Raw genomic sequence first — 23,782 nt, forward strand, 5'->3', positions numbered from 1 at the left:
TTCAATTTCCGCACTACCTGGTGTTCATGTGTGAACACTAGTGTGTAGTGTGGACGATAAGAATGTTATTTATAACATTGGTACGCTATTGAGTTTTCAAGCAACAAACCGCATTCTCAACCCTAGCCAGTAAAACTGGCCGGTGTTTCGTATCGGTCATTCTCAGTTTTTGTGTTACCCGTTTGGGCAACTCGTCTAGTCTATCGCGTTTCTTTTCTGTGTGTCAACTCGGTGTTCCGTGTTGTGTTTCACAGTGGCTTTTGGCTGGTTTGTTACTTCACAACCTGACTCGTATGAGTCCTGGTGGTCAGCTGCCTGCTTGGGCCTGAATTCGCTATGTGACTAGGTGTTTTGTCGCTTGGTGGGTTTCCCCTGTGCCGTGGCGACTCGTAATACTCTACGCAGGTTCAAAACACTTCGCAAGTCGAAAATTCCCCCAAAAACCAGCCACAGGCGTCCTTGCACCCCTTTTTGACCCCAAAAACCACACTCATCAAGAATGTTTTCCCTCGTCAGAAGAATTTAGTGAGGCAGGTCTATGGCTTAAATCTATGACCTACTACACCAAAAAATCCCTCAAAAATCTTCCTCAGGCCACCGTAAGGCCCATTTTCACCCCCTATCAAGGAATATCGCACCCCCTCCTGGCCGTTATGCCAGGCGTACACAACCCCTATATAGAGAAGGACATTCACCATGCCAGCCCTATCCCTGCTCGACTTTGCCCTGATTTTCCCGGGTGAACGCCCCGCAGACAGCTTCAAACGCTCTGTAGCTCTAGCCCAGCACGCAGAGAAGCTCGGCTACGAACGCATCTGGTACGCAGAACACCACAACATGCAGCGCATTGCCTCAGCCGCCCCGGCAGTGCTTATTGCCCACGTTGGTGCACAGACCTCAACCATTCGACTGGGAGCTGGCGGCGTCATGCTGCCCAACCACTCCCCTCTTACCGTGGCAGAACAGTTCGGCACCCTGGCCGAAATGTACCCCGACCGCATCGACCTGGGCCTAGGCCGGGCGCCCGGCACCGACATGCGCACCCTCGCCGCCCTGCGCCGGAACCCGCAGGACGCAGAGAACTTCCCCCAGGACGTCCAGGAACTCGCAGGCTATCTGAGCGGGGACACCCGCGTGCCCGGCGTCCACGCTACCCCGGGGGCAGGGACCAATGTGCCCCTCTACATTCTGGGCTCCTCCCTCTTCGGCGCTTCCCTCGCTGGCGCCCTGGGCCTGCCCTATGCCTTTGCCTCCCACTTCGCCCCCACTCACCTGGAACAGGCCATAGCGGTCTACCGCGAGCGCTTCACCCCCTCAGAGCAGCTAGAGCAGCCCTACGTGATCGCTGCGGCTAACGTGATTGCCGCCGATACAGAAGAGGACGCCCGCGCCCAGCAGGTGATTGCGCACCGGCAGCGGGTGAAGTCCATGATGCGCCTAGATGACCGCGACCTGAGCGACGACGAGCTGGATATGCTGGTCGCTTCACCCCAGGGCCAGCAAATCCTGGACATGCTGCGCTACACCGCGGTAGGCACCTCGGAGCAGGTAGGTGACTACCTCACCCGCTTCGCTGATTCGGTACAGGCCGACGAGCTAATGATTTCTAATCTCTCCCCCAGCACGGAACAGGCCCACCGCGGCCTTGAGGTTCTGGCGCAGGCCATGATTCAGAAGTAGAACAAAGAAAGGTGTAGCAGGCTCGCACTCGCTGCCGACCCTCTCGCTGGTTCGCTGACGCTCACAAGCGATTCACGCCAGCCGCCGAGCCAGCAGCTTCGCTGCGAGCCTGCTACACCCTTAGTATGGGCAACTACCCCTCTAGAAAAGCCAAGACCGCGCGGACGCGGCGGTTACCAGTATCGGCGGGCAGGTCGAGCTTGTCGAAGATATTGCCCACGTGCTTGGCAACAGTGGCCGGGGATATAAAGAGCTCAGCTTCGATTTCTGCGTTGGATCGCCCCTGCGCCATGAGCCGCAGGATTTCTAGCTCGCGCGGGGAAAGCCTGGCCAGCTTGCCCTCGGTGGGGTGGGCTGCCGCATGGGCGGTGTAAGGAGCGGACGCTCCCCCGGCAGTACCTGCCCCGGGGGAGGAAGAGGGGGCGGGGGCGTCCGCACTGGAAGTATCGGCAGCGGTGCCCGGCAGTGCCCCGTGTACCTGCCCGGCGGTCTGCCCGCTAGAGGATGTGCCGCCGAGCAGGTGCTGGACGACGTCCGGGTCGATCACGGTGCCACCTGCCACCACGGTGTCGAGGGCACGGGCGAATTCTTCGACGTCCCCCACCCGGTCTTTGAGCAGGTAGCCCAGCCCGGCCGCGGAGCGGGCAAAAAGCTCGCGGGCGTAGGCAGTGGTGATGTACTGGGAGAGCACCACGATCGGCAGCCCCGGGTAGGTTTCGCGCAGTTGCAGGGCAGCCTTCAGACCGTCGGACGTGTGGGTAGGTGGCATGCGCACATCGGTAATGACAGCATCGACCCCCTCCCCCGCCATAGCCGCCTCGACGGCGGTGAGCAGGGTGGGGGCGTCCTCGGCTTCTGCAAGCACGGAGTGCCCCAGCGCTCCTAGCACCATCGTCAGCCCCTGGCGGAGCAGGGCGGAATCTTCGGCGAGGATAATGCGCATGGGGCACCTTTCGTGACAACGTTTCACGTGAAACGCTACAGGGTTGTTGAGCCCTTGGGTAGGGGCAGGGCGAGGGTCAGGCGGGTGGGGCCACCGGCAGGGGAATCCACCTGCACCGTGCCACCCAGGGCGGCTGCGCGTTCTACCAGGCCGGCGAGGCCGGTGCCGCGGGCGGGGTCAGCGCCGCCGATGCCGTTGTCCTCAACCGTGACCACCAGGGACTCACCGGCAACAAACGCTGACAGTGAGACGAACTGGGCCTGGGCGTGCTTGAGGGTGTTGGTCAGAGCCTCGTTGGCGGTGTAGTAGGCGGTGCGCTCGATATCGCGCGGCAGGCGGGTGGGGGCGTCGTAGGTCAGGTGGACCGGCAGGACGCTGTGGCGCACCAGTTCTTCCAGGGCGGCTTTGAGGCCGTGGTCTTCGAGCACTGCCGGGTAGATACCGCGGACGGTGTCGCGCAGGGTCTGCTGGGCGTGGGAGAGCTGGGTGCGGGCCTCGGTGACGTGGTTGAGCAGGGCTGCGGCGCGGGCGTCCTGGGTGTCGGCAGCCAGGTTCTTCGCTTCCATCTCGGCTAGGCCAAGGCGCAGGTTGAGGTTGACCAGTTCCTGCTGGACGCCGTCGTGCAGGTTGCGTTCGATACGGCGGCGTTCACCCTCGAAGGCGTCGACGATGGTGGCGCGAGAAGCGGTCAGACGGGCCAGCTGACGTTCCTGCTCCTCGGGGCGAGGAGAAAGAATGAGCTTGGAGAGGCTTCCACCGGTGGCAGCCAGCAGACCGTTGACGTAGGCAAAGATGATGAGCAGAACGGGGATAGCTGCCAGGAAGACCCACCAGTACTGGGGGCCTACCTCAAAAATCTGACCGGTTGAGGGGAGAAGACCTCGGTTGATGTAGTAGTCCAGTTCCCCCTGGGAGTAAAGGGATAGGTGCTGCCAGTCGAGGTAGAGCCTACTGCCCGTATACAGGTAGGAGGCAACAGCAACCGCGGCACCGATCATCATGATCTGAAGGAAAAGGACGACACCGGCGAGCCAGCCCCAGACGGTGGTCAGAGCCAGGGAGCCGACCTCGCGCCAGGTGGCAATCTCTTTGAGGCGGAAAAGGGCACCTTCAAAGAAACCAGCCTTGGGGTAGTCCACGTGGCCGTTGGCGACGACACCGTGACCGGTCTTAGCCAGACGCCAGCGCTCATACACGCCGAAGCCGATCGCCACGAAGGGCAGAACCAGGAGCCCAATCAGTGAGGCAGCCAGGCCAGATACCAGGGAGGCAACAATGCCCTGAGCCACTAGCACAGCAAAGGCAATCCAGGGGCCGGCAGTAAAGATATAGAAGGGGTTGGCCATACGGCGCCACAGGCTCTTGACGGGTTTGGGCTGCTTGGCAGAGTCAATGTCAAAGGACGCCGGTGCTTGGCTCCCTGCCGCAGGGGCGGCAGGTGCGGCGTCATGCAGGGTGTAATCGGTGCTTGTCATGCTTCTATTCTTTCGCGGCTACCGCCCGCGCACAGTGGGGCGGTCTCTACTCTTACTCCACCCGCACCCCAGCTGTCGGGTAGAGCTAGCTCTACCTCGGGCGTCCTGGCCGCTTCTTCAACACCTTATCGGCACCCACCACTCCACGCAGCAGCTGCGGATCGATCTCCACGCCCTCACGCACAATCGACAGCTGGCCGGTAGCCTCCAGCACCACGCACTGCACCTGACTCAGCTGCGACACCCCGGCCTTCCGCAGGGCTGCATACACCTCAGCCGGCGCCAAATGCGAGCGCTTCAAATGGCGCACCACGAACTTGCCATGAGCCATAATTACCCGGGGCTTGTGATTGATGTGCCTGATGCCGGTCACCGACTGCACCGCACCAAAAATACTCTCCAGCAGCATGAGCGTGCCCAGCCCCACCATGCCAGACGCCAGCGTCGGCGGGTGCCCAATAATCACGCGGCCAGCCACCGCACCAAACATAATGATGATGACCGCATCAAAACCGTTCCAGCCGCTCAGCACCCGCACCCCAAAGATACGCACCAGCACCAAAAAAGTCAGGTAAATGCCCAGGGCAGAGAGCATCACAATCGGAATACGCCAGGGCTCAATACCCAAATACTCAATCAGAGCAGGGCCCCACCCCTGCGGCGGCTCAAACACAGTCACCAGCCCCTCTCGTCGTCTACCTGCTAGCGGCAAGGGCCGCGGTCAGCTCCTTCACCAGCGCCCCCAGACGGAAACGCTCAGGAGCCACAGGCACAATACCCACCTCTTCAAGAGGCTCAGCCGTCACCGGCCCCACAGCAGCAGCAATAGTCCCCGCTTTAAAAGCCTCAATCACCTGCGGCAACACCCCGCGAGCCGACGCCGCCTCAAACAGGGCAGACACCGCAGGAGCAGCAGTAAACGTCACCGCATCCAGCTCATCGCTCACCAGGGCATCAATCAACTCATCCACCAGCTCAGGATGCTCAGGAGCCTCCCACCTATGCGGCACCACAGCCGTCACCCGCGCCCCCGCATCCACCAAACGCCGCTCCTCGGCGGCATCCGGCGACCCGTGCTGCTGAACCACCACATGCAACCCAGCCACACCACGCTCAAGCGCCAAATCCACCAAAGCCGACGTACGCTCCTGCGCCGCCATACCAGCGTCCTCAAACCCCAAACCACGCACCGCACCCCGGCCCTTAGCGCCACGCACCAAAATCGTAGCCCCCGCAAGAGCCTGCCGCAGCTGCTCCTCAAGACCGCGCTCGCGGGCAGAATCAAACCAGCCGTTCAGGCCGTAACCGGTAGTGACCAGCAGGACGTCGGGGTGGTGGGCAATGATGTGGTCGGTGGCCGCGTGCAGCTCGGTGTCATCTGCTACCGGCACGATACAGACGGTGGGGGCCACCAGCACGCGCGCACCCTGCCGCTCGAAAGCAGCAACCTGCTCCTGAGTACGACGGGAGGCCGTCACGGCAATGGTCTTACCGGCCAGCAGGCCGGCATCGGGAGCGGCGGACGCGCGGGGTGAGGAAGCTGAGGAAGTCATAACACCAGGGTACCGCCGGGGTGGAAATGACAGAAGAATCCCTACTCCGAGGGACGATTTTCTAAATACAAGTTCACAGAACTTGTTTGGCGAAGATGCTCACCGAGCTCCGGGAGAAACATGAAAGCGAGCATACCGATAGCCTGGTGTGCCTCCGTAACCTCTTGTAGTCTTCGGCCGGTAAATAAAGGCTCGTGGTGCGCTGCACGGTTACGCACACCATTCACAAGAGCAAGAGCCCGGTCTATTTTCTTTCGATCTGTTTTAGAAGGAAAGGCTTCGTGCAGATACGGCACCCATAAAGTTTTCTCTAACGCCGCCGATGTAAGGTGACGCCAGAACCCAAAAGATAACTCAGCAATAATTTGCCCAGGTAGGGGGTTCGATAAGCGAGTACGTTTCGCCGCTTCATCAATACTTAAACGGTTACGGGCGTTCAAGTCTCTTTTCTGCCCATTCCGTACTCGTATCAAAGGCGCTCTTACAGGTGATACAGAATCTAGTAGCCAGTGATTTGAACCAGGCCACGAGTCAGAAATGACACGGTTGTAAGTATTGCGAAGGGCTACTTCGATATGAGCCACATCGTGCATGATTGCCCCTGCCAGCTGAGTATTCCACTCGTATAGACGCAGGGCTAAATTAGAATCTTCATGAGCTGCACGCTTATAGGTTTCCCATCTTTCCGCTGAAAGCCACTGCTCTACCCAATGAGTTTCCTGCATCCTAGACATCACTCCTTTGTGATATGACAATGCCCCGGCGAGAATACTCCAACATGAGTTTGAAGTAGCGCTCCACCGGGGCTTCTACGCTCCAGAATATCAGCTAGTTATCTACTTATCTAGAGTCGCTTAGAACCTTCACGCACACTCAAAGGGGCCATGCGGGTACCGTGGCGGGCGATGAAGTCTGCGACCCAGGCGGGGTCGGTCTTGGAGTACTCACGCAAGGACCAGCCAATGGCCTTATTAATAAAGAACTCCCTAGAGCCAAAGTTGAGGGTGATGATTTTTTCGAGCAGGACGGTATCGGTAGCGGCCTTGCGGGGGCGCTGATGGTCAATGGCGACGCGCCGGACCCACATGTTGGCGTCCTGCGCCCAGGCAAGAATGAGGTCGTCGTTGGGGTTACGCCAGAGGATCTCGCCGACCATGGTGTCGAGGCGGTCAACGGTGTCCCACCAGCTTTTCTCTTCGATGAGATCCCGCAACCAGTCGATGTCTTCAGGTTCGAGGTAGCGGCGCAGGGCGTGTAGATAATCGAGCGCGGCGTACTGGAACTCCCGTTCCGGAGCCTGCCAGCAGGCCTCAACGAAGCTGCGATCTATACCCTGAGTCTTAGCTTCTACCCGGGCCTCTGCCAGCAGGGGTTTGATGAGTTCCCGGCGCTGTGGGGTTTTAATTCCCAGGAAGGGGAATTGATTGCGCATGTAGGCAGCCATGGGGGCGGCATTGGCGGGATTGGACGCCGCAACCAAGGTTTCATGCAGGGTAGAGAAGTTCATGGGGCTCTTTCAGGTGATGAGTTATCGGGGTTTGCGAACGGGTCTTTTAGTCCACCCTACATAATTCAACAGGTGGGGATATTATTCTACGCTTGATGAATTTTATCTACGAGTGGGGAATTCTGGGTAGACTGGGCATATGGCAGCTCAGCACTCTACTACTTCCGGCTCGCCCCGCGGACGACGCAGCGGCGGCACCCGCTCCCGCGACGACATTTTGCGGGCAGCAACCAATCTCTTTGCTGAACACGGGTTCGAGGGTACTTCTGTACGGGCTATCGCTGCGCAGGCCAAGGTTGACCCCGCCCTCATTCGACATTTCTTTGGGTCAAAAGAAGCACTCTTTACAACCCTGCTCAATGAGGTGATGGAACTTTCAACCAGTCAGGCCACAACACTCAGCAGCGGCGACCGGGCTACCGATCTTGTCGCGACCTACCTGCACCTGTGGGAATCACCCGAGACAGGGCCGCTGCTTATAGGTCTAGTTCGTTCGGCTCTTGCGTCAGCCACGGGGGCACCCGCCATCAAGGAAGCTCTGGCGCAGCACCTTACCCAAAGCTGTGCCGACCCGCTGAAGCTTAGCCTGGATGAGGCGTCCGCGGAGCTCCTAAGCGCCCACCTGCTAGGGGTAGCGGTAGGACGCTACCTTCTGGGACTCCCCCACCTTGTCGCACTCAGCACCGATGAACTGGCTGAACGCGCCGCACCGGCAGTCCAGAGCTATCTTGAGGGGAATTCTCTCTCCCGTAAGACCCGGCCCGCGCCGAAAAAGAAGAACCCCCAGGAGCAGCTGTCGCTGTTTGACGGCCTCTTCTAAGGAGAGGGCCGACTCCTGGGGGCTTCTGTCAGGCTGGGGTTAGAAGGTCTCGGTGCCAGTGTAAGAGTCGTGCACCATGTTGGCAAAGCGCGAGTAGTGCCCCTGGAAGGCGACCGCGATAGTCTTGGTGGGGCCGTTACGGTGCTTAGCGACGATGACGTCCGCCTCGCCTGCGCGGGTTGATTCCTTCTCGTAGTAATCCTCGCGGTGCAAGAGAATGACCATGTCAGCGTCCTGTTCAATAGAGTTATGAACGGTGATGCCGTTGGCGATGAAGTTGTGGTTCCCTAGCACAGTGGCGTCAAAAACCTCTTCTTCCCCCTCGTACTCGATAGAAGTGACGGTGTCCCAGAAAAGGTCATTGACCGCAAGCATGTCGAGCTCAGCGGCATCAAGGACGCTAGCTACCTTTGCCAAACGAGAGCGGGAGGGTGCGCTTTTATAGTAGGCCGAACCACAATACTTTGAACCCATGGCAGCTTGGAATTCACGATGCGTCATTCCCTTCTCAGACAGGATTTTCTTAACATCGTCCCACACCTGCACCGGAGCAGTATCAACGTTGGTGTTAGAGCGAACGCCTTCAGCAGTAATTGCCGCAAGCAGTTTCTCGCAACTCTTAGCGCGTTCCCCGTAAACAGAGATTTCACGCAAGAAGCGGAGCTGTTCATCGCGTCCGGAGATATCGAGACTGTACCCCTGACGGTACTCGCCCTTAATGGTGGTACCGCGAACACGAGTGTTAATACCAAACCGCAGAAGCAGAAGAGACAGCTGGTCCAGCATGACACGAGAAGTTGAGGCGTAGTAGATACGTCCTGAACGCCCGTTCTTATTTACGGTAACAGAGCCGTCAGTTGCCCATAGATGTCTAATAAAGAGGGCAATCTGCTGTTTAGGCAGGGCAAAAACCTGATCTGGAATAAATTTTTCCCACGACCGCTTATCGAAAAGACCTAAATCATCGAGCCATGCAGCGAGCGGATTCCGCTTACCGTGGGTTAGCTTCTCCGGCGAGCGCAGTCGCAAAGAAGTACAACGCGCTGCTTCGTGAGTATCCCTGACGCTTTCAATTCCGAACTGCTTGTATGCAGATTTAGCAACTATAGAGAGGTTCTCTTCATCAATAGATGCATAACGAATTGGCTGTCGAGCTAAAGCAGATCCGTCACCAATCATGTGAGCCAGCAAAATGACCTGCTCGTCGCTCCAGTGCGTCCGGGCAGACGGCCCGTTGACGTGGCGGGGTACGCCCAAACGATCGCCCACTGCAAGCTCACCCAGCCCCTTCCAGCCTGTGTAGGTAAAGAAGGGGTGATTGGCGGTAGCGCGCAGGGTCTTACCCGAAGCTAGCGTTAGACGATACACAGGTTTCACGCCCGTAGAAAAGACGTGGGTCAGGTGCCTCTCCACGAAACGCATGTCGTCCCCCAGGGACCATACCGGGACGTCCTGAGCACCCTGCTCAAAAAGCTCACCCATCGTTGTTTCAGCTCCCGTATCAGAGCGAAGCACACGAGTATCGGCAGTCAGACAGCCCGACTCGCGAAGGTCCGACACCTGCGGCTTCTTATCGGTACGCTGCTCAGAGCCACGGTTCAGCTGCGAGAGGGCAATCAGGGGCACCTCAAGCTCCTTAGCCATCAGCTTGAGGGCACGCGAGAACTCCGAAACTTCCTGCTGGCGCGACTCAACCTTCTTACCCGAGCTCATCAGCTGCAGGTAGTCCAGAACAATCAGCTTGAGGTTATTCTTCTGCTTCAGGCGGCGGGCCTTAGCGCGAATCTCCATCAGGGTCATGTTGGGTGAATCGTCGATAAAGAGCGGAGCAGAGTCCATCTTGCCCATGGCGGTAGCAATCTTGGCCCACTGGTCATCGTCCAGCTTGCCCTTACGCAAATCAGACAGATTGATACCAGCCTCAGCCGACAGAATCTTCATAGCGATTTCGTTGCGGCCCATTTCCAGGGAGAAGAACACCGTGGTCATACCGTGCTTAATGGCAGCAGACCGGGCGATGTCTAGGGCAAACGTAGAATTATGGGTGGGTACAAAAGCGCGAGAAGCCAAGAAAAGATGCTGCTCGTTATCTACCTCAATACAGCGCACCGGCACAGAATCAACAGGCTCCACAGCAACAATGTAGCGAGAGCTTCGCTTAGCGGTCGGACGGGCATCGCGGTCACGGTGCATCTGATTCTTGCGAGACAGAGCAAAAACAGAATCAGAGGAAGAGAAGGTCAGCTTGTAGGCCGTCGACGTAGCCTCGCTACTGCCCTTGACCTTTTTCGTTGCCATACCCGTGCGGTACCCCAAAGAAAGTGCCAGCTCCTGGGTATCGTATGCCAGCTGGCGGTTCGTAACCGTGAACTGAATACACCCGGCGTTTGTAACGGTGCCGTCGCTATCGAGCAGCCCTGCCAGCAAAGCTCGGCGCTGCGCTTCAGAGGCCCGTAGGTACTGCATAGGAATGTGCTTATTATTCAGAACGCCCAGAGTACGTAGGCTCTCAGCACTCGGAGCCAAGGCTGTTGAGTCATCACCCAACCAAATTCCCAGGGTGTAGGGGGCGACTAGTAGGTCAGCTTCGGGCAGTTGGAGTGGGCGGGTGTTAGCAATGGAGTGGTTGGCTCGACGGTCAGCCGTCGCGCAGCGAACCGTCTCACGAATCTCAGCAGTGGTGCGCACCTGCGCGCCCACGGACGTCCGCACACGCCCCCCGCCTGAACCCACCAGAGCTGATGAGCGGGCCCGACGGGACGCGCGGGTTTCGGTGAGCCACTGATGCTCGGCGTCCGCGATAATCTCGGTTCCGTCATCAAAAATGACCTTGAAGCAGGGACGCCCGGTCATCACGTTGGTAGCGTTCGTGACGGTCGTGGGGTGCCCGTCTGCGCCCAGAACGGTGTCGCCCACGCGGATATCGCCCATGGTGGTCCAGCCTGTGGGGGTGGGGATGGGGGTATCAAGGGCGAGCGCCTTACCCATTGCCGGACGCGCCGCGATTACAATCATCTGGCCAGCTTGCAGGCCGGCGGTGAGCTCGTCGAACTCGATGAAGCCGGTGGGCACGCCGTGGATACCGCCGTCGCGGGAACCGTTGGCCTCAATCTCTTCGACCGTGCTGTTCATGGCCTCAGAGAGGGGGACGTAGTCTTCCTTGGTGTTGTTGGCAGAGACGCCGTAAATCTCGGCCTGGGCGGCGTTGACCAGAGCCTCAGCTTCGCCGTCGCCGGAGTAGCCCAGCTGCACAATTTTGGTGCCAGCCTCAACCAGGCGGCGCAGCATGGCGCGTTCAGCCACGATTTCGGCGTAGAACCCGGCGTTAGCAGCGGTGGGGACGCCCGCAATCAGGGAATGCAGGTAGGCTGCCCCGCCCACGCGGTTCAGTTCACCGCGCTTGGTCAGCTCGTCGGCTACGGTGATGGCGTCCGCCGGCTCGCCGTGCCCGTAGAGGTGGATGATAGCCTCATAGATCATCTCGTGGGCGGGCTTGTAGAAATCAGCGCCGCCGCCAATGACCTCAACGACGTCGGCGATGGCGTCCTTGGAGAGCATCATGCCGCCCAGTACCGACTGCTCGGCGGTGTCGTCGTGCGGTGGTGTGCGGACGAACTCAGACTGGCTCTCAGACAAGGCGGCCCCCTCGGTGGTGAAGAATATGGTGAGCTTCTATCATCTCACCTGCGAGCGCCCGGAGACCACCGCTTCGCTGTGAGACTAGATGCTGGTGAGGTAGTAGTAGACGGCAAAGAGGGCATAGAGCAGTACCAGGGTGGGGGCTGTGGCTGCTGCGATAAGGCGGGGTATGGAGGGGGCGCGGCGTAGGGCTGCGAGGAGGCAGAAGTAGCCGGGAGCCAAGGCCACGATGGCAAGAAGGATATTGGCACCGAAAGGGTCGTAGCTGAGTTCTACCCAGTCTTTGGCGACAGGCACTCCTAAGAGGCCCAGGGGAACAGCGAGCAGGTGCGCTACGGGGGTCAGGAGGAGGACGACACCGATGATAGTAAGGGTAGTAGCCGCTCCTGTGGATCGGGGGTCGGTGGTGTGAAAACCGGTGACGTGGGGTTGGGTGCTGTCTGACATTGTGTTCTCCTGGGGTTAGAAGGTGGGGCTCTGGGCGATGAGTGCCCCTACCCAGAAAATAAGAAGAGCGCTAACTACCAGTGAGATGGGCAGCCATAGGGCGGTGCGCAGCACCTGCCCGGCTTGGCCTCTGTAGACTGCGACCAAACCGAGGATAAGTCCCAGGTTGAAAACAATGATGCCGCCGCCAAAAGCAGCAGGGAGAAGGTTGAATAAAACCCAGGAGGGGTCGGAGTAGGTCAGCCCAGCGATAAAGGCAGCAAGGGGAAGCCCAATTCCGCCCCAGATCAGTAGTCCTGCTGCTCGGTTGAGGGCGGGGGTGCCGGGGGTAGGGGAAAGAGTCATAGCTACTTCCTTTGGTGTCCACAGCGACGGTGATGTGATGGGCTTAACTTTATCTCGGTAGCATGGGTTCTAGCTAGAGTACTTAAGTACTAGAGATTGAGCTGGCCAGCACCAAGAGGGGCTGGTCGTAGCCAGAGAAAGGACGCCGGTGGGCAGCACAAAGAGCAAGGGCAAGGACGCCAAGGAGCAGCTCAAGAGCCTCAAGGCCGAAGTGAAGTACCTGAAGAAGGGGCATAAGCAGCTGCTCAAGCGGGTGGAGAAGCTGGAAAAGGCGCTCACCGCCGGGCAGGGTTCGGCGCTCGCGGCCTCCCCTGTGCAGAACCCAACCCGCGCCTCAGATGCCGGGGGCAGCCGGGGCGGGGCGGGGGCGTCCTACCCCCAGCCCATGAAATCGGGCAAGTACCGGGGCGGCTACTCCCACTACCGGGTCACCGAGGTGGGGAACCTGACCCCCACCGTCATGCTGGTGGTTGCTGAGCCTGCTGACGGCAAGCGGGTTGAGGCCCAGGGGCTGGTGGGTGAGTACATCTACCTGGTGACCGGCAAGAAGGGGGAGGTGCTGCCCGCGCCGACCTTCGAGAAGGGCAAGGCGCGATGGAGCCAGCCGACCACCACCGCCAAGTACACGGTCAGGCGCTTTGATGAGCACACCGGGGCCCTGGAAATTAACATCATGCTGCACGAGCACGGGGCTGGAACCACCTGGGCCCGCACCGTTGCCGTGGGCGATAGCGCGCATTTTCTGGGTGCGAAGTCGGGCTATTCCATCAGCGACGACTACGACTTTTACCTGCTGGCCGGGGACGAGAGTGGCCTACCCGGTATGGCTCGCTGGATTGAGAGTCTGCCCGCGAGCGCCCGGGGCGCGGCCTTTATTGAGGTGCCCGGGGAGGCCTCGCAGCAGGTGATTGCTGCTCCTGAGCATTTTGAGGTGGTCTGGGTGGATTCTGCCCGGCGCGGGGCTCTGGCTGAGGCCGTGATGGGCTACCCCCTGCCGGAGGGGTCGGTGTGCACCTGGCTGGCGGGCGAGTCCGGGTCTATCCACCCCGTGCGTATCTGGGCGCGGCGACAGCTGGGCGTACCCAAGGGGCACGGCTACGCTAAGGGGTATTGGAAGAAGAAGTAGTCCTCGCGCCGTAGTAGGGGAAGGGTCTAGCGCAGGTGGGTGCTGGCGATGGTGGCCGCTAGTTCGTGGAGGTAAGGACGCGGGTTGGCCAGGGATTCTTCCAGGGTAGCTTGGGTGTCGCCCACGACCGAGTAGATGGCGGTGAACCCGGCGGCACGGGCCTGGTCGGAGGATAGTTCGCTGATTCCGCAGACGGCAATGACTGGCAGGTTGCGGGCGGAGGCTTCTGCCGCGACCCCTGCCGGGCCCTTGCCCTGCAGGGTCTGTTCGTCGAACTTTCCCTCGCCAGTGATGACGATATCTGCCTGCTCAAGCGCCCGGTGGAAGCCGGTGAGCTCGAAACAGACCTCCACGCCGGGGCGCATGGTGGCCCCGAGCACCGACAGGCAGGTAAACCCCAGGCCACCGGCGGCACCGGCACCGGGCGCGGTAGCAAATGTTCCACGTGAAACATTGAGGGTTTCTTCTACCGCATCGGCTAGTTTTTGCAGGTTCTGATCAAGCTGGGGCACCTGCTCTTCGGTAGCCCCCTTCTGGGGCCCATAGACCGCAGCAGCACCGGACGGGCCACACAGCGGGTTGGTTACGTCGCTCGCCATAATGATCTCTACCCCGGCTAGGCGCTCATCAAGCCCGGTCACATCAACAGAAGCTAGCTGCCCCAGCGCCCCGCCACCGGGGGCAAGGTCGCGCCCTGCGGCGTCCTGAAGTATCACACCGAGCGCCTGCATAAGCCCCGCTCCCCCGTCGGTGCTGGCCGACCCGCCCAGGCCGATAATGAGCGTCCGCGCACCCGCGCCCACCGCGTGCAGAATCAGCTCACCGGCACCAAAGGAAGTGGCCCGCCAGGTATCCAGCTGGTCTTCGCGCAGGCGGGCAATGCCGCCCGCTTCAGCAATTTCGAGGACGGCCGTGCGTTCAGCTGGTGAGTAGGCGTAGCGGGCGGTCACCGGCTGGCCGGCAAAGGGGCCCGTGACGGTGCAGATGACCTCGCTGTAGCCGGCGGCCAGGGCGGCATCTACGGTGCCGTCACCGCCGTCCGCTATGGGGCAGGTGATAATCTCGCACCCGCTAGCCCCCTCCAGCCCGGCATCGAGCGCCTCAGTGAGCTGGGCACCGGTGAGCGTGCCCTTGAACTTATCGACAGCGAGTAAAACCTTCATGGGTCTATTATGCGCCTATCTCTCTAAGAGGTGACTTTCAGCCCCACAATACCTGCCACAATCATGAGCAGGAAGAGCACCTTAAGCAGGGAAACCGGCTCGGTGCCGGTCGCCATGGCGTAGAGGACGGTGACGGTTGCGCCGACGCCCACCCACACAGCATAAGCGGTGCCAGTAGGCAGCTCCCGCATGGCATAGGCCAGGCCCACCATGCTCAGCACCAGACCCCCAATAAAGACCAGGGTGGGGGTCAAGCGGGTCAGCCCCTCGGACTTACCCAGGGCCGTTGCCCAGACAGCTTCAAAGAGACCAGAAATAATCAGAATAAGCCAGTGCATAAGCACCCATTCTAGGGGCGCACTCGCACAGTTTAAAACGATGAGGCCGGGTCCCCCGACCCGGCCTCATCAATACACACACATTTACACATCAGGGCTAGGCCCCGTGCAAGAAACACACACTACTGCTTTCTTGAGATTCTCCAGGGCTACCCTGCGGGCGGCTGCTCTTTCGAACCTTGTACCTCTAGTATGGCGGAGCCTTCTTAAGCTCTTATATACCGTTCCTGTGTGCCAGCTGGGAATATTGGCCAGCTAGCCCGCCCTTACCGTAAGACATCCTGCGGTGTAGGGCCTCTAGCGGGCCGGGCTTGCCCGCCGCTTCAAGGATCACCGCTACGAGAACCGTCACCAGCCACCCGCCTGTGCCGACCAGCAGGAGCACGGAGGCACCGGCGTCCGCAAAGAGCCCCAGGGCAAAGCCACCGAAGACCACTAAGAAAATCACCGACTGCAGCACGTAACCGGTCATAGACCGCTTACCCAGGGCAATCAGGGGCCGAAGCGGGGCAGGGACGGGGGCACCGGCGTCCACACGCTCCTGAACCCCGGCAAGTGCCAGCGCCAGCAGGGCAATAAAGCCCGGGCCACCCAGAACGCCCAGGGTCATCGTGAGCACCCCGAAAACGCCGGTATGCAGCACACCCAAGGCCTCAAGCCCGGCGGGGATGCCAGTGCCCAGGGCAGCCGCCAGACCCACCCCGGCCAGCCAGACCAGTACCCGGCGATGACGCGCGGGCTCAGCCAGCACGCCCTCTCGCGCCAGCACAAACCCCAGCAGCATCAGGGGGAGCAGCATGAAAGCCTGCATGGGCACACCGAGGAGGCTGCCCAGCAGCACAATCAGGCCGTTGAGAAGCACCGACCAGTAGCTTGTGACCTGCAACAAATCACCACTGCCGCCGTTCAGTAACTCTTGGAGCTGGCCAGAGCCCAGCACCGCCTGAAGCAGGAGCACCCCGGCCAGAGCCACCAGGTTGGTCACGGCAAAAAGCGTACCGGCCACCCAGAGCAGGACCTTGGTGCGCACCGCAATCAGGCAGGCCATGAACAGGCCAATCAGGCCGTAGGCCAGCATAATGTCGCCCCAGAAAAGAAAGACCATGTGCAGGCCGCCAAAGATCGCCAGCATGCCGTAGCGGCGGGCGATCACTCCGCGGGCCTTCGGTAGGGGGTAACCGCGCCGGTAGAGGCTGGCGGCAATCAGCCCCACCCCAAAGCCCAGCAGGGTCGAGAACATGGGGAAGCCGCGGGCATGCACAAAGGAGGTGGTGAACATGATAGTCAGCTTGTCCCAGAAGCTCCCGTCGACCACCCGCCCGGTCATAGACGCCGGGCCACCGGCAAAGAGAACCCAGGCGGTGGTCACGTTAGCCACCGCAATACCCCAGAGCATCAGCCCGCGGGCAACATCGGGCACAAGCATGCGAGGTGCAGGAAGAGTCTGAGGGGGCTGGGGCTGAAGGGTCTGGTGTGGGCGCTCCATTGCTACCTTTCGTGTGTGGGTCTTCTGCTTCTACCCTAAAGAAAACGGAGCTAGGGCACATCCGCCGGGCGGGTGAAAAACGCTTTAAACACCGATGGCGAGACCCCCATACTGGTCTCGCCATCGGTGAGTGAAAGCCGGGTTCAGCATTACCCGGTTTTCGAAGCACACACATTCGCTTCTTGTAGCCTTTCGAGCTGTTATATCCATATAACCGCACTAGGCTTGAACTGGGTTTTGAGTTGCCTGGGAGCAAGCTGGGTATTTTTGCGGACGCCCGCGGGCACCTCCCGGGCACGGGCAGGCACCGGCCAGCCCGGGGAACTTCTAGGAGAAGTAGCCAATCAAGAAGAACCAGAGCACCGGGTTAGCCAGCACAGACACCACCAGAATCACGATGAACCAGAGCGTGTGCCTGGCAAAGCGCAACAGACCCACCAGAGCCAACACAAAGGCCAGGGTAGCTGCCACAACAGAAATCGCCATGAACCCCAAAAAGGTCGCTAGAACCGTTGAGGGGGACCCCACATTCACCACAAAAGCCAACACCAGCGTCAGCACCGCCAGGCCCTCGGTCACCGCAGCTGCAAACAGCATCTGGGTGCTCTGGGGGCGGCGGGTGCGGGTAGAAGAAGGTGTTGATCGTAAAGCCATACCCTCTAGCATGCCAGACTCCCCTGTGAAACCGCACCCGCTACCCTGCCCCACGCAAGAACGCCCCGCTCCCCACCAAGGGGGAACGGGGCGTCCTGATGCTGCTAGAAGCCTAGCGAATAATCCTCAAGGGAATTACTCAGCTACAACGTCCAGCTCAACGTTGGCTACAACGTCTTCGTGCAGACGCACGGAAACGGTGTAAACGCCGGTGCGCTTGATAGCGGAACCGAGGTTGATCGCACGCTTGTCGACGGAGCCTGCGCCTGAAGCCTCAATGGCGTCAGCAACGTGCTCAGCCTTGACGGTGCCGAAGAGGCGGCCGTCAGCGCCAGCCTTGTGAGCAACAACAACGGGCTTTGATGCCAGAGCAGCTGCGGTTGCCTTTGCTTCTTCGAGGTTAGCCTTAGCGCGAGCAGCGCGTGCTGCGCGGATGGACTCAACCTGCTTTTCGCCGCCTACAGTCCAGGTGACTGCGAAGCCGCGGGGCAGCAGGTAGTTACGTGCGTAGCCGTCCTTGACGGTTACAACATCGCCAGCGGCGCCGAGGCCGGTGACTTCCTGAGTAAGAATGATCTTAGCCATGTTCTTCTACTCTCCTATCGATTTAGCGGCCAGCGCCTGAGTAGGGCAGCAGTGCAACTTCGCGGGCGTTCTTGATTGCCTGAGCGATCTTGCGCTGTTCCTGAACGGTCACGCCGGTGACGCGACGTGCACGGATCTTGCCGCGGTCGGAGATGAACTTACGCAGAAGTGCGACGTCCTTGTAGTCGATTACGGTGACGTCAGCAGCCTTCAGGGGGTTCTGCTTGGGTTTGGGCTTGCGGATTTCAGCCTTAGCCATCGTGGTGCTCCTTTTTCTGGTGGGAGCCCGCGGGATAAACCGCGGGATGGATGAATATTTTGTCTTGGTTCAAAGAAGGACGCCGGGCGCCCATTCCCTTCTGCCGTGCAGGCGGTGCCTGCCCGGGGTTTAGAAGGGGGGTTCGTCGTCTGCGCCGGATCCCCAGTCGTAGTTGCCACCGGACTGCTGGCCCCAGGGGTCAGCAGCGGGTGCCTGCTGGGCAGGTGCGGCTTGGGGGGCTGCTGCGGGTGCGGCAGGGGCAGCGTTGAAGTTGCCCTGCTGTGCGCCGCCGGTGTTGCCACCGAAGCCGCCCTGGTTGCCGTAGCCTGCGCCGCCGCCGTAACCACCCTGGCCACCGGCGTTGAAGCCGTTGCCCTGCTGGTTGCCGTAGCCGCCGCCGAAGCCCTGGTCGCCACCGAAGTTGCCACCTGAGCGCTGGTTGCGGGATACGTTAGCGGAGGCGAAGCGGAGTGAGGGACCGATTTCTTCGATCTCTAGCTCCATGCTGGTGCGGCGTTCGCCTTCTTTGGTTTCATACGAGCGAGACTTCAGACGGCCCTGCGCGATGACGCGCATGCCCTTCTTCAGGGTCTCGGCGACGTTCTCGGCAGCTTCACGCCAGACGCTGGCGCGCAGGAAGAGGGTCTCGCCTTCTTTCCATTCGCCCGATGCGCGGTCGAAGTTGCGGGGAGTCGAAGCGATCGTGAAGTTAGCTACCGCCGCACCGTTGGGGGTGAAGCGAAGCTCAGGATCGCCGGTCAGGTTACCGATGACGGTAATGACGGTATCGCCAGCCATGTGATGCCTCCAGTCGTAATAAGAGTAAGTATTTGAAGTTTTGCACGGGGGTCTGACATTTTAGTGAACAGGGCCCCGTCTCAAACATTTACTTGGAGGAGATCTGCTGATCTTCCGGGCGGATGATCTTGGTGCGCATGACGGATTCGTTCAGGTTCAGAACGCGGTCCAGTTCAGCTGCAGTCTCGGGGGTTGAGGTGAAGTTAACGACGGCGTAGATGCCTTCGGACTTCTTCTGGATCTCGTAAGCGAGCTTACGGCGGCCCCAGATGTCCATGTTGTCAACGGTGCCGTTGTCCTTGGTGACAACTTCGAGGAACTTGGTGAGGGTGGGCTCTACAGCCTTGTCCTCCACCTCGGGGTTGAGGATAACCATCAGTTCGTATGCACGCATGATTAAACCCCTCCTTTGGGCTAAGCGGCTATGGGATTTCCATAGCAGGAGATTACGTACGGTCTGGCCGGTCTCAGGTGTTGGCCGAGCGCCAGCACAGACTTGACCAACTTTACCGTAGGACGCCCGGTTTGGGCAGGGGTGGCGCGGTTAAAGCGGTGTTGTTCACAGCACCATTAGTAGATGCGGCGGTTAGCCAGAGCGTTGAGGTAGCCCACGCGTACGGGGATGGTGAAGAGGTCCCAGATCATGACGATGACCAGGGGAATGTAGAAGATCCAGCCGATGAAGGGCACTGCCGCGGTGATACCGCCCGCAATGAGGTTACCTACGATGTAGAAGATGCCCATGATGGGCTGGCGCAGGTAGAACTTGTGGGCCCCGAGCCACCAGAGGAAGAAGAAAAGCAGGTAGGCCACCAGGGTGGACTTGGCCTGCACGATGTAGACCGGCTGACCCTGGGCAAAGGAGCGGGCGCGGCCGGGGTTGTTGATGTAGGTGGGCTGGTAGTGCTGGGGCTGTTCGGGCATGGTCTCCTGCCTTTAGAGGGTGGGCCTAGAGTGAGGCCACAAATTTTTGGAGGGTGGATTTGGAGGCTTCTTCCTCCACGATGGCTTGGCGTAGCTGGGCTTCGCTTTCTTCACTGCCACCAAGGCCCACGCTAATACTTGCTTGGGCTCCATCTGAGACTACCTCAGCATTGATGTAAAAGGGGATGATTTCTCGTTGGGCTTTACCGTCAGCGAGGTAGGTAACCTCGAAGGTCGCCTGGCGGTAGCGTGAGGCCCTCCAGACGCGGGGGTCAGTGCGGTCTGGCACCAGGTAGAAGGCGGGGCGGTCGGTGAGTTCCCAGGAGACATCGCTGATAGTAGCTGTGGAGTCCTCCCCGTGGAGAATCGAGGCGGGGCAGCCAGGAGCGTCCAACCGTCGAGCGCTTTCGCAACGCTCTAGCCAGGAGGTGATGAGGTTGTTGGTTTCATTCCACATGCGCGGGGATGGGCGCACGTCGAGGGTGAGCTCCTGAGCACTTGTTCCGTCGCCCGGTAGAGGAGCGGTAACGGTATGGTCGGCATGCCTGAGGGTGTAGTAGGAGCTGCTGGGCAGGGTGAAATCGTAGGTGCCAGGCAGGGTTGGGATTACCCACTGGTACCCGGCTTCTGTTTCTGTACGGCGCGTAACGGGAAGGTCGAGGGGGTGGCCGTTGACCTGCACCCCGGCGAGCGCTACCGGCGCGGTGAGGGTGAGGTAGGACTGGGCGGGGGTGGCAAGCTGCCAGCTGTCGTTGAAGGGCCCGGTGCGGGGTATCTGGGTGAGTGGCAGAGTGAGCTGGTGGTCTTGCCCCGCGACGGTGGCGAGGACGCTGGCTGTGACCTGCCCGGTGGCGTCCTTGCTGGTGCCGGTGATGGTGTAGTTTTCTACGCGCCCCTGGGCGGCGCGGTAGATGGAGTTGGTGAGGTAGGTGTAGGTGAAGTCGCTGTAGGCACCGCGGTCGATGCCGGCGATGTAGTCGCCGCGTTCGAGGGCGCTCATGTAGCGGTCGACGCTATCTTCGGGGGTGTGGGTGAGGGAGAGGTAGTTGCCTACTGCAGCTACTAGCACAGCGAGTAGGGTGACGAAGACGGTGGTGAGGATGAGGCGGACGCGGACGGTGCGGGCGTCCTTGCGGGTAAGGACGCCGGCGGCGCGCCCGGAGAACTCCCCAACCTGGCTGGGAATTCGGCTTACTCGCTGAAAAGAGGTGGTGAAGGTGTCGCGCACAGCCTCGGGGCGGGCGTGGGAGACGGCACGGGCCAGCCACTGTTCGCCGTCCTTTTTCTTGCGCTCAACCATGACTCTATTGTAAAGCCAAACAATAAGGGTGGTGACTTCTTTCCCCTTGAGGAGAAGTCACCACCCATGCCAGTCAAGAACTAGCTAGTTTTAGCCGCGGGTATCGGTGAGAGTAAACCGCAGGTAGCCCAGCAGGGCGGGCACGGCGGCCCAGAGGGCAAACCAGGCGCCGCCTTCCAGGTAGCTGATGTCGGCGTCTGAGCTCAGGTCGTAGGTGAGAATGACGCGGCCCAGGCCCGAGGGCAGGTAGTTGTAGGCGTCCGCCACCCACTCGAACTGGCCCATGAAGATAGCGGCAATGATGGGCAGTACAAAGAGTAGGAAGACCACCATGACGATACCGCCGGCGTTATTGCGGAAGAGGGCGCCGAAGCCGTAGCCCATCCAGGTCATGAACATGAAGTAAATGCCCACTGCGACCCAGTTGAGCACCAGCCCGTCGGTGAATTCCAGAGTGTCTCGGATAGCTGAATCAAGCACGGGGTAGCCAGCAGCATAAGCCAGAGCAGCCAGCACAAAGCCCAGAACGAAGCCGTAGACGCTCAGAACCAGTAGCTTGGCAATGTAGAGCGATGAGCGGCGAGGAACAACAGTCAGACTAGTATGTATAGACCGAGTGGCATATTCAGCGCCGATAAATACAGCCGCAACAGCAGCAATGAGCATATTAGCTAAATCAACGCCCGAAGCACCCAGGGCATATGCCATATTGGTTATAGATTCGATGCCGGCGTTGGTTTGAGCCATGCCCTCAGAGGCCTGAGCCATCATCTCAGCGTTCTCTGCCATGGAGTTCAGCATGAGGGAGTACAGCGGGGCCATACCCACCATCACCACAGCCAGAATTAGGGTCATCACCCAGTTGGTGGTGAGGGTGCGGAACTTCAGCACCTCAGAGCGCAGCACGCCCCAGAAGGTCAGCTTGCGGTCGGCAAAACGGGAGTGGTTTACCTGCGCGGACGCGGGAGAAACAGATGCGGTGGTCATGGTTAGTTCTCCTGTGCTGAGGTTGAGGACCAGGGGGTTGCCGGGACGGAGGATCCCGCCGGGGGCTGGGAGCTGCCGGGTGCGTCCGCCCCGCCGTCGGGCTGAGAGGTAGCGAAGCTAGCCGAGGTGTATTCCACATCGTCGCGGGTCATATTCATGTAGACCTGCTCCAGGGTGGACTTCTGCGGGGTGAGCTCGTGCAGCAGCACGCCAGCCCCCTGGGCCAGGCGGGCCAGGTCGCGGGCGTCCGCCTGCTCCACCATCAGGCCGTCCGTTTCGAGGGCGGTGAAGGTGTGGCCGGCTTCATTCAGGGCGGTAGCGAAGGTGTCGCGGGCGTCGGTGCGCACAAGAACCTTATTTTCGTCACCAATCTTCAGGAAGTCTTCCATGGAGCAGTTGGCCAGCAGGCGGCCGCGGCCAATCACGATGAGGTCGTCGGCAGTCTGGGACATCTCACTCATCAAGTGGGAAGAAATCAGCACGGCCCGGCCTTCAGAAGCCAGGTGGCGGGCAAGGTTACGCACCCAGATGACGCCTTCGGGGTCGAGGCCGTTGACGGGTTCATCGAGGATGACGTTCTGGGGGTCACCCAGCAGGGCGGCGGCGATACCCATGCGCTGGCCCATACCCAGGGAGAAGCCCTTGACCTTCTTCTTTGAGACAGCGGCCAGGCCGGTCATCTCAATAACCTCGTCGACACGGGATTTCGGGATGCCGTGCGTTAGCGCCAGCGAGCGCAGGTGGGCTGCCCCGTTACGACCGGGGTGCATGGCCTTGGCATCGAGGAGGGCGCCGACAGAGGTGAGCGGGCTTTTGAGGGAGCGGTAAGGCTGGCCGTCGACCAGGGCGCTGCCCTTGGAGGGCTTTTCTAGCCCTACCAGCATGCGCATGGTGGTGGATTTGCCGGCGCCGTTGGGGCCGAGAAAGCCGGTGACTCGGCCGTTGGGCACGGTGAAGCTGATGTCGTTGACGGCCGTTTTAGGGCCGTAGGTTTTGGTGAGGTTTCTGACCTCGAGCATGGGTCTCCCCTTGTTGTGCGTGACGGTATCACTTTTAACACTAGGGGGTCAGGCTGAAGAAAACATCAGTCTGCAGGGTGAGTTCTTCATGCACCTTAGGAATGGAGCAGATGCATGGACTACCGCAGGATCTCTACCAGTTCGTCTATCAGGGCTCGTGTTTCAGACCAGTAGCCCTCACTGAGCCGCTGGCTCACGGCAGACTGACTTATCCCAAGTTTTTCAGCTATCTGCTTCTGAGACAACCCCTGACGAGCCATTTCTCCTGCCTGCTGGCGGGTTTCTTGCCGGTCTATTTCAAGACGGGCGAGCAGACTCAGGGCTCTATCAACCAGCTGAGCTACCGCTACAGACCCAGCGAAGCAGCAGCGTCCTTTTGTTTTTTTAGCCCGCTCAACCGCTCTGCGGGCGTACTCAAAGGCAGGCCCGGCCCCTGCCCGAGTTTCCGCAGGTAGCGGGACATTTACCGAGCCCTCCCCTATGCCCACGTACCAGTGACCGGTACGCACCAGGGCAAGAGCGGTTACAAGCGCAGCAGCTGGGTCGTCGAACACCGCTTGGGCTTCGTCACCTGCGGTGCGCTGGAACGGACGGACTGGGGCGCCACCGCTCTCTAGCCCTTCGACAAGGGTAAAGAGGTCGGGGATTCGATCCTTATCACCGGATGAGCCCACCTGATCAACAGTCAGAACAAACATAAGATAAGCATATAGCCTTACATATCCATATATAAG

25 protein-coding genes are annotated in these 23,782 nt (G+C 60.2%); 3 read left to right on the plus strand and 22 right to left on the minus strand.

Annotated elements, in window-relative coordinates:
- Positions 1–696 precede the first annotated feature (696 nt).
- Positions 697–1,680, plus strand: coding sequence for an LLM class flavin-dependent oxidoreductase (locus tag L7A20_RS00005; protein WP_237221946.1), 984 nt, complete (start codon positions 697–699; stop codon positions 1,678–1,680).
- Positions 1,681–1,813: 133 nt separating this feature from the next.
- On the opposite strand, the gene L7A20_RS00010 is transcribed toward L7A20_RS00005, so the two are convergent.
- The 6 genes from L7A20_RS00010 to L7A20_RS00035 all read right to left on the minus strand — a co-directional run bounded on the left by L7A20_RS00010 (position 1,814) and on the right by L7A20_RS00035 (position 7,158).
- Entirely contained in the window at positions 1,814–2,623 is an 810-nt protein-coding gene (locus L7A20_RS00010; RefSeq protein WP_237221947.1) for a response regulator transcription factor, read from the minus strand.
- Between the two features lie 35 nt (positions 2,624–2,658).
- On the minus strand, positions 2,659–4,098 hold the full coding sequence (locus L7A20_RS00015; protein ID WP_237221948.1) for a sensor histidine kinase: 1,440 nt from the start codon (positions 4,096–4,098) through the stop codon (positions 2,659–2,661).
- Between the two features lie 91 nt (positions 4,099–4,189).
- Entirely contained in the window at positions 4,190–4,777 is a 588-nt protein-coding gene (locus L7A20_RS00020) for a DUF421 domain-containing protein (protein WP_237221949.1), read from the minus strand.
- A 16-nt stretch (positions 4,778–4,793) separates the two neighbouring features.
- Positions 4,794–5,651 (minus strand): uroporphyrinogen-III synthase, encoded by an 858-nt coding sequence (locus tag L7A20_RS00025; protein WP_237221950.1) that lies wholly within the window; start codon positions 5,649–5,651, stop codon positions 4,794–4,796.
- A gap of 41 nt (positions 5,652–5,692) precedes the next feature.
- Complete coding sequence (locus L7A20_RS00030; RefSeq protein WP_237221951.1) at positions 5,693–6,385, minus strand: Abi family protein; 693 nt, start codon at positions 6,383–6,385, stop codon at positions 5,693–5,695.
- Between the two features lie 110 nt (positions 6,386–6,495).
- Positions 6,496–7,158, minus strand: coding sequence for a DNA alkylation repair protein (locus L7A20_RS00035; protein WP_237221952.1), 663 nt, complete (start codon positions 7,156–7,158; stop codon positions 6,496–6,498).
- A 139-nt stretch (positions 7,159–7,297) separates the two neighbouring features.
- Here L7A20_RS00035 and L7A20_RS00040 point away from each other — a divergent pair, with 139 nt between their 5' ends.
- Positions 7,298–7,978: a TetR/AcrR family transcriptional regulator gene (locus L7A20_RS00040; protein ID WP_237221953.1), complete on the plus strand. Its 681-nt coding sequence runs from the start codon at positions 7,298–7,300 to the stop codon at positions 7,976–7,978.
- Positions 7,979–8,017: 39 nt separating this feature from the next.
- Here L7A20_RS00040 and L7A20_RS00045 read toward each other — a convergent pair whose 3' ends face one another.
- The 3 genes from L7A20_RS00045 to L7A20_RS00055 form a co-directional block, all read right to left on the minus strand.
- A complete protein-coding gene (locus L7A20_RS00045; RefSeq protein WP_237221954.1) occupies positions 8,018–11,614 on the minus strand; it encodes a replicative DNA helicase in 3,597 nt (1,198 codons plus the stop codon).
- Positions 11,615–11,698: 84 nt separating this feature from the next.
- Entirely contained in the window at positions 11,699–12,064 is a 366-nt protein-coding gene (locus L7A20_RS00050) for a hypothetical protein (RefSeq protein WP_237221955.1), read from the minus strand.
- A gap of 15 nt (positions 12,065–12,079) precedes the next feature.
- Entirely contained in the window at positions 12,080–12,409 is a 330-nt protein-coding gene (locus L7A20_RS00055) for a hypothetical protein (protein ID WP_237221956.1), read from the minus strand.
- Between the two features lie 148 nt (positions 12,410–12,557).
- Between L7A20_RS00055 and L7A20_RS00060 the strand changes: the two genes are divergently transcribed.
- The gene (locus L7A20_RS00060; protein ID WP_237221957.1) at positions 12,558–13,535 is read left to right on the plus strand and encodes a siderophore-interacting protein; all 978 of its coding nucleotides are present in this window, start codon (positions 12,558–12,560) and stop codon (positions 13,533–13,535) included.
- Positions 13,536–13,561: 26 nt separating this feature from the next.
- Here the strand turns inward: L7A20_RS00060 and L7A20_RS00065 are convergent, their stop codons facing one another.
- The 13 genes from L7A20_RS00065 to L7A20_RS00125 form a co-directional block, all read right to left on the minus strand.
- Complete coding sequence (locus L7A20_RS00065) at positions 13,562–14,698, minus strand: glycerate kinase (protein WP_237221958.1); 1,137 nt, start codon at positions 14,696–14,698, stop codon at positions 13,562–13,564.
- Between the two features lie 23 nt (positions 14,699–14,721).
- Positions 14,722–15,036: a DMT family transporter gene (locus tag L7A20_RS00070; protein ID WP_237187008.1), complete on the minus strand. Its 315-nt coding sequence runs from the start codon at positions 15,034–15,036 to the stop codon at positions 14,722–14,724.
- Positions 15,037–15,250: 214 nt separating this feature from the next.
- Entirely contained in the window at positions 15,251–16,522 is a 1,272-nt protein-coding gene (locus L7A20_RS00075) for a DUF418 domain-containing protein (protein ID WP_237221959.1), read from the minus strand.
- A 327-nt stretch (positions 16,523–16,849) separates the two neighbouring features.
- Positions 16,850–17,176: a hypothetical protein gene (locus L7A20_RS00080; RefSeq protein WP_237221960.1), complete on the minus strand. Its 327-nt coding sequence runs from the start codon at positions 17,174–17,176 to the stop codon at positions 16,850–16,852.
- 135 nt (positions 17,177–17,311) lie between these two features.
- The gene (gene rplI, locus L7A20_RS00085) at positions 17,312–17,761 is read right to left on the minus strand and encodes a 50S ribosomal protein L9 (protein WP_237199864.1); all 450 of its coding nucleotides are present in this window, start codon (positions 17,759–17,761) and stop codon (positions 17,312–17,314) included.
- Between the two features lie 22 nt (positions 17,762–17,783).
- Positions 17,784–18,020 carry a 30S ribosomal protein S18 gene (rpsR, locus tag L7A20_RS00090; protein WP_004005948.1) on the minus strand — a complete coding sequence of 79 codons (237 nt, stop codon included), beginning with the start codon at positions 18,018–18,020 and terminating at the stop codon, positions 17,784–17,786.
- A 129-nt stretch (positions 18,021–18,149) separates the two neighbouring features.
- The gene (locus tag L7A20_RS00095; protein ID WP_237187012.1) at positions 18,150–18,818 is read right to left on the minus strand and encodes a single-stranded DNA-binding protein; all 669 of its coding nucleotides are present in this window, start codon (positions 18,816–18,818) and stop codon (positions 18,150–18,152) included.
- A gap of 88 nt (positions 18,819–18,906) precedes the next feature.
- Positions 18,907–19,212, minus strand: a complete 306-nt coding sequence (gene rpsF / locus L7A20_RS00100; protein ID WP_135011322.1) for a 30S ribosomal protein S6 — start codon at positions 19,210–19,212, stop codon at positions 18,907–18,909.
- A gap of 176 nt (positions 19,213–19,388) precedes the next feature.
- A complete protein-coding gene (locus L7A20_RS00105) occupies positions 19,389–19,742 on the minus strand; it encodes a TM2 domain-containing protein (protein WP_237187013.1) in 354 nt (117 codons plus the stop codon).
- Positions 19,743–19,767: 25 nt separating this feature from the next.
- Complete coding sequence (locus L7A20_RS00110; protein WP_237221961.1) at positions 19,768–21,042, minus strand: hypothetical protein; 1,275 nt, start codon at positions 21,040–21,042, stop codon at positions 19,768–19,770.
- A 90-nt stretch (positions 21,043–21,132) separates the two neighbouring features.
- Positions 21,133–22,029, minus strand: a complete 897-nt coding sequence (locus L7A20_RS00115; protein WP_237221962.1) for an ABC transporter permease subunit — start codon at positions 22,027–22,029, stop codon at positions 21,133–21,135.
- A 2-nt stretch (positions 22,030–22,031) separates the two neighbouring features.
- On the minus strand, positions 22,032–23,048 hold the full coding sequence (locus L7A20_RS00120; protein WP_237221963.1) for an ABC transporter ATP-binding protein: 1,017 nt from the start codon (positions 23,046–23,048) through the stop codon (positions 22,032–22,034).
- A 119-nt stretch (positions 23,049–23,167) separates the two neighbouring features.
- Positions 23,168–23,746 carry a helix-turn-helix domain-containing protein gene (locus L7A20_RS00125; protein WP_237221964.1) on the minus strand — a complete coding sequence of 193 codons (579 nt, stop codon included), beginning with the start codon at positions 23,744–23,746 and terminating at the stop codon, positions 23,168–23,170.
- Positions 23,747–23,782: the final 36 nt, after the last annotated feature.

The organism is Rothia nasimurium (assembly GCF_928381415.1).
Taxonomy (GTDB): Bacteria; Actinomycetota; Actinomycetes; order Actinomycetales; family Micrococcaceae; genus Rothia; species Rothia nasimurium_H.

Coding starts and splice junctions, on each gene's coding strand:
- L7A20_RS00110 (WP_237221961.1), bottom strand. CDS start 21,042: ATGGTTGAGCGCAAGAAAAAGGACGGCGAACAGTGGCTGGCCCGTGCC.
- L7A20_RS00095 (WP_237187012.1), bottom strand. CDS start 18,818: ATGGCTGGCGATACCGTCATTACCGTCATCGGTAACCTGACCGGCGAT.
- L7A20_RS00025 (WP_237221950.1), bottom strand. CDS start 5,651: ATGACTTCCTCAGCTTCCTCACCCCGCGCGTCCGCCGCTCCCGATGCC.
- rpsR (WP_004005948.1), bottom strand. CDS start 18,020: ATGGCTAAGGCTGAAATCCGCAAGCCCAAACCCAAGCAGAACCCCCTG.
- L7A20_RS00015 (WP_237221948.1), bottom strand. CDS start 4,098: ATGACAAGCACCGATTACACCCTGCATGACGCCGCACCTGCCGCCCCT.
- L7A20_RS00105 (WP_237187013.1), bottom strand. CDS start 19,742: ATGCCCGAACAGCCCCAGCACTACCAGCCCACCTACATCAACAACCCC.
- L7A20_RS00055 (WP_237221956.1), bottom strand. CDS start 12,409: ATGACTCTTTCCCCTACCCCCGGCACCCCCGCCCTCAACCGAGCAGCA.
- L7A20_RS00050 (WP_237221955.1), bottom strand. CDS start 12,064: ATGTCAGACAGCACCCAACCCCACGTCACCGGTTTTCACACCACCGAC.
- rplI (WP_237199864.1), bottom strand. CDS start 17,761: ATGGCTAAGATCATTCTTACTCAGGAAGTCACCGGCCTCGGCGCCGCT.
- L7A20_RS00125 (WP_237221964.1), bottom strand. CDS start 23,746: ATGTTTGTTCTGACTGTTGATCAGGTGGGCTCATCCGGTGATAAGGAT.
- L7A20_RS00065 (WP_237221958.1), bottom strand. CDS start 14,698: ATGAAGGTTTTACTCGCTGTCGATAAGTTCAAGGGCACGCTCACCGGT.
- L7A20_RS00005 (WP_237221946.1), top strand. CDS start 697: ATGCCAGCCCTATCCCTGCTCGACTTTGCCCTGATTTTCCCGGGTGAA.
- L7A20_RS00030 (WP_237221951.1), bottom strand. CDS start 6,385: ATGTCTAGGATGCAGGAAACTCATTGGGTAGAGCAGTGGCTTTCAGCG.
- L7A20_RS00010 (WP_237221947.1), bottom strand. CDS start 2,623: ATGCGCATTATCCTCGCCGAAGATTCCGCCCTGCTCCGCCAGGGGCTG.
- L7A20_RS00070 (WP_237187008.1), bottom strand. CDS start 15,036: ATGCACTGGCTTATTCTGATTATTTCTGGTCTCTTTGAAGCTGTCTGG.
- L7A20_RS00115 (WP_237221962.1), bottom strand. CDS start 22,029: ATGACCACCGCATCTGTTTCTCCCGCGTCCGCGCAGGTAAACCACTCC.
- L7A20_RS00075 (WP_237221959.1), bottom strand. CDS start 16,522: ATGGAGCGCCCACACCAGACCCTTCAGCCCCAGCCCCCTCAGACTCTT.
- rpsF (WP_135011322.1), bottom strand. CDS start 19,212: ATGCGTGCATACGAACTGATGGTTATCCTCAACCCCGAGGTGGAGGAC.
- L7A20_RS00120 (WP_237221963.1), bottom strand. CDS start 23,048: ATGCTCGAGGTCAGAAACCTCACCAAAACCTACGGCCCTAAAACGGCC.
- L7A20_RS00035 (WP_237221952.1), bottom strand. CDS start 7,158: ATGAACTTCTCTACCCTGCATGAAACCTTGGTTGCGGCGTCCAATCCC.
- L7A20_RS00080 (WP_237221960.1), bottom strand. CDS start 17,176: ATGGCTTTACGATCAACACCTTCTTCTACCCGCACCCGCCGCCCCCAG.
- L7A20_RS00040 (WP_237221953.1), top strand. CDS start 7,298: ATGGCAGCTCAGCACTCTACTACTTCCGGCTCGCCCCGCGGACGACGC.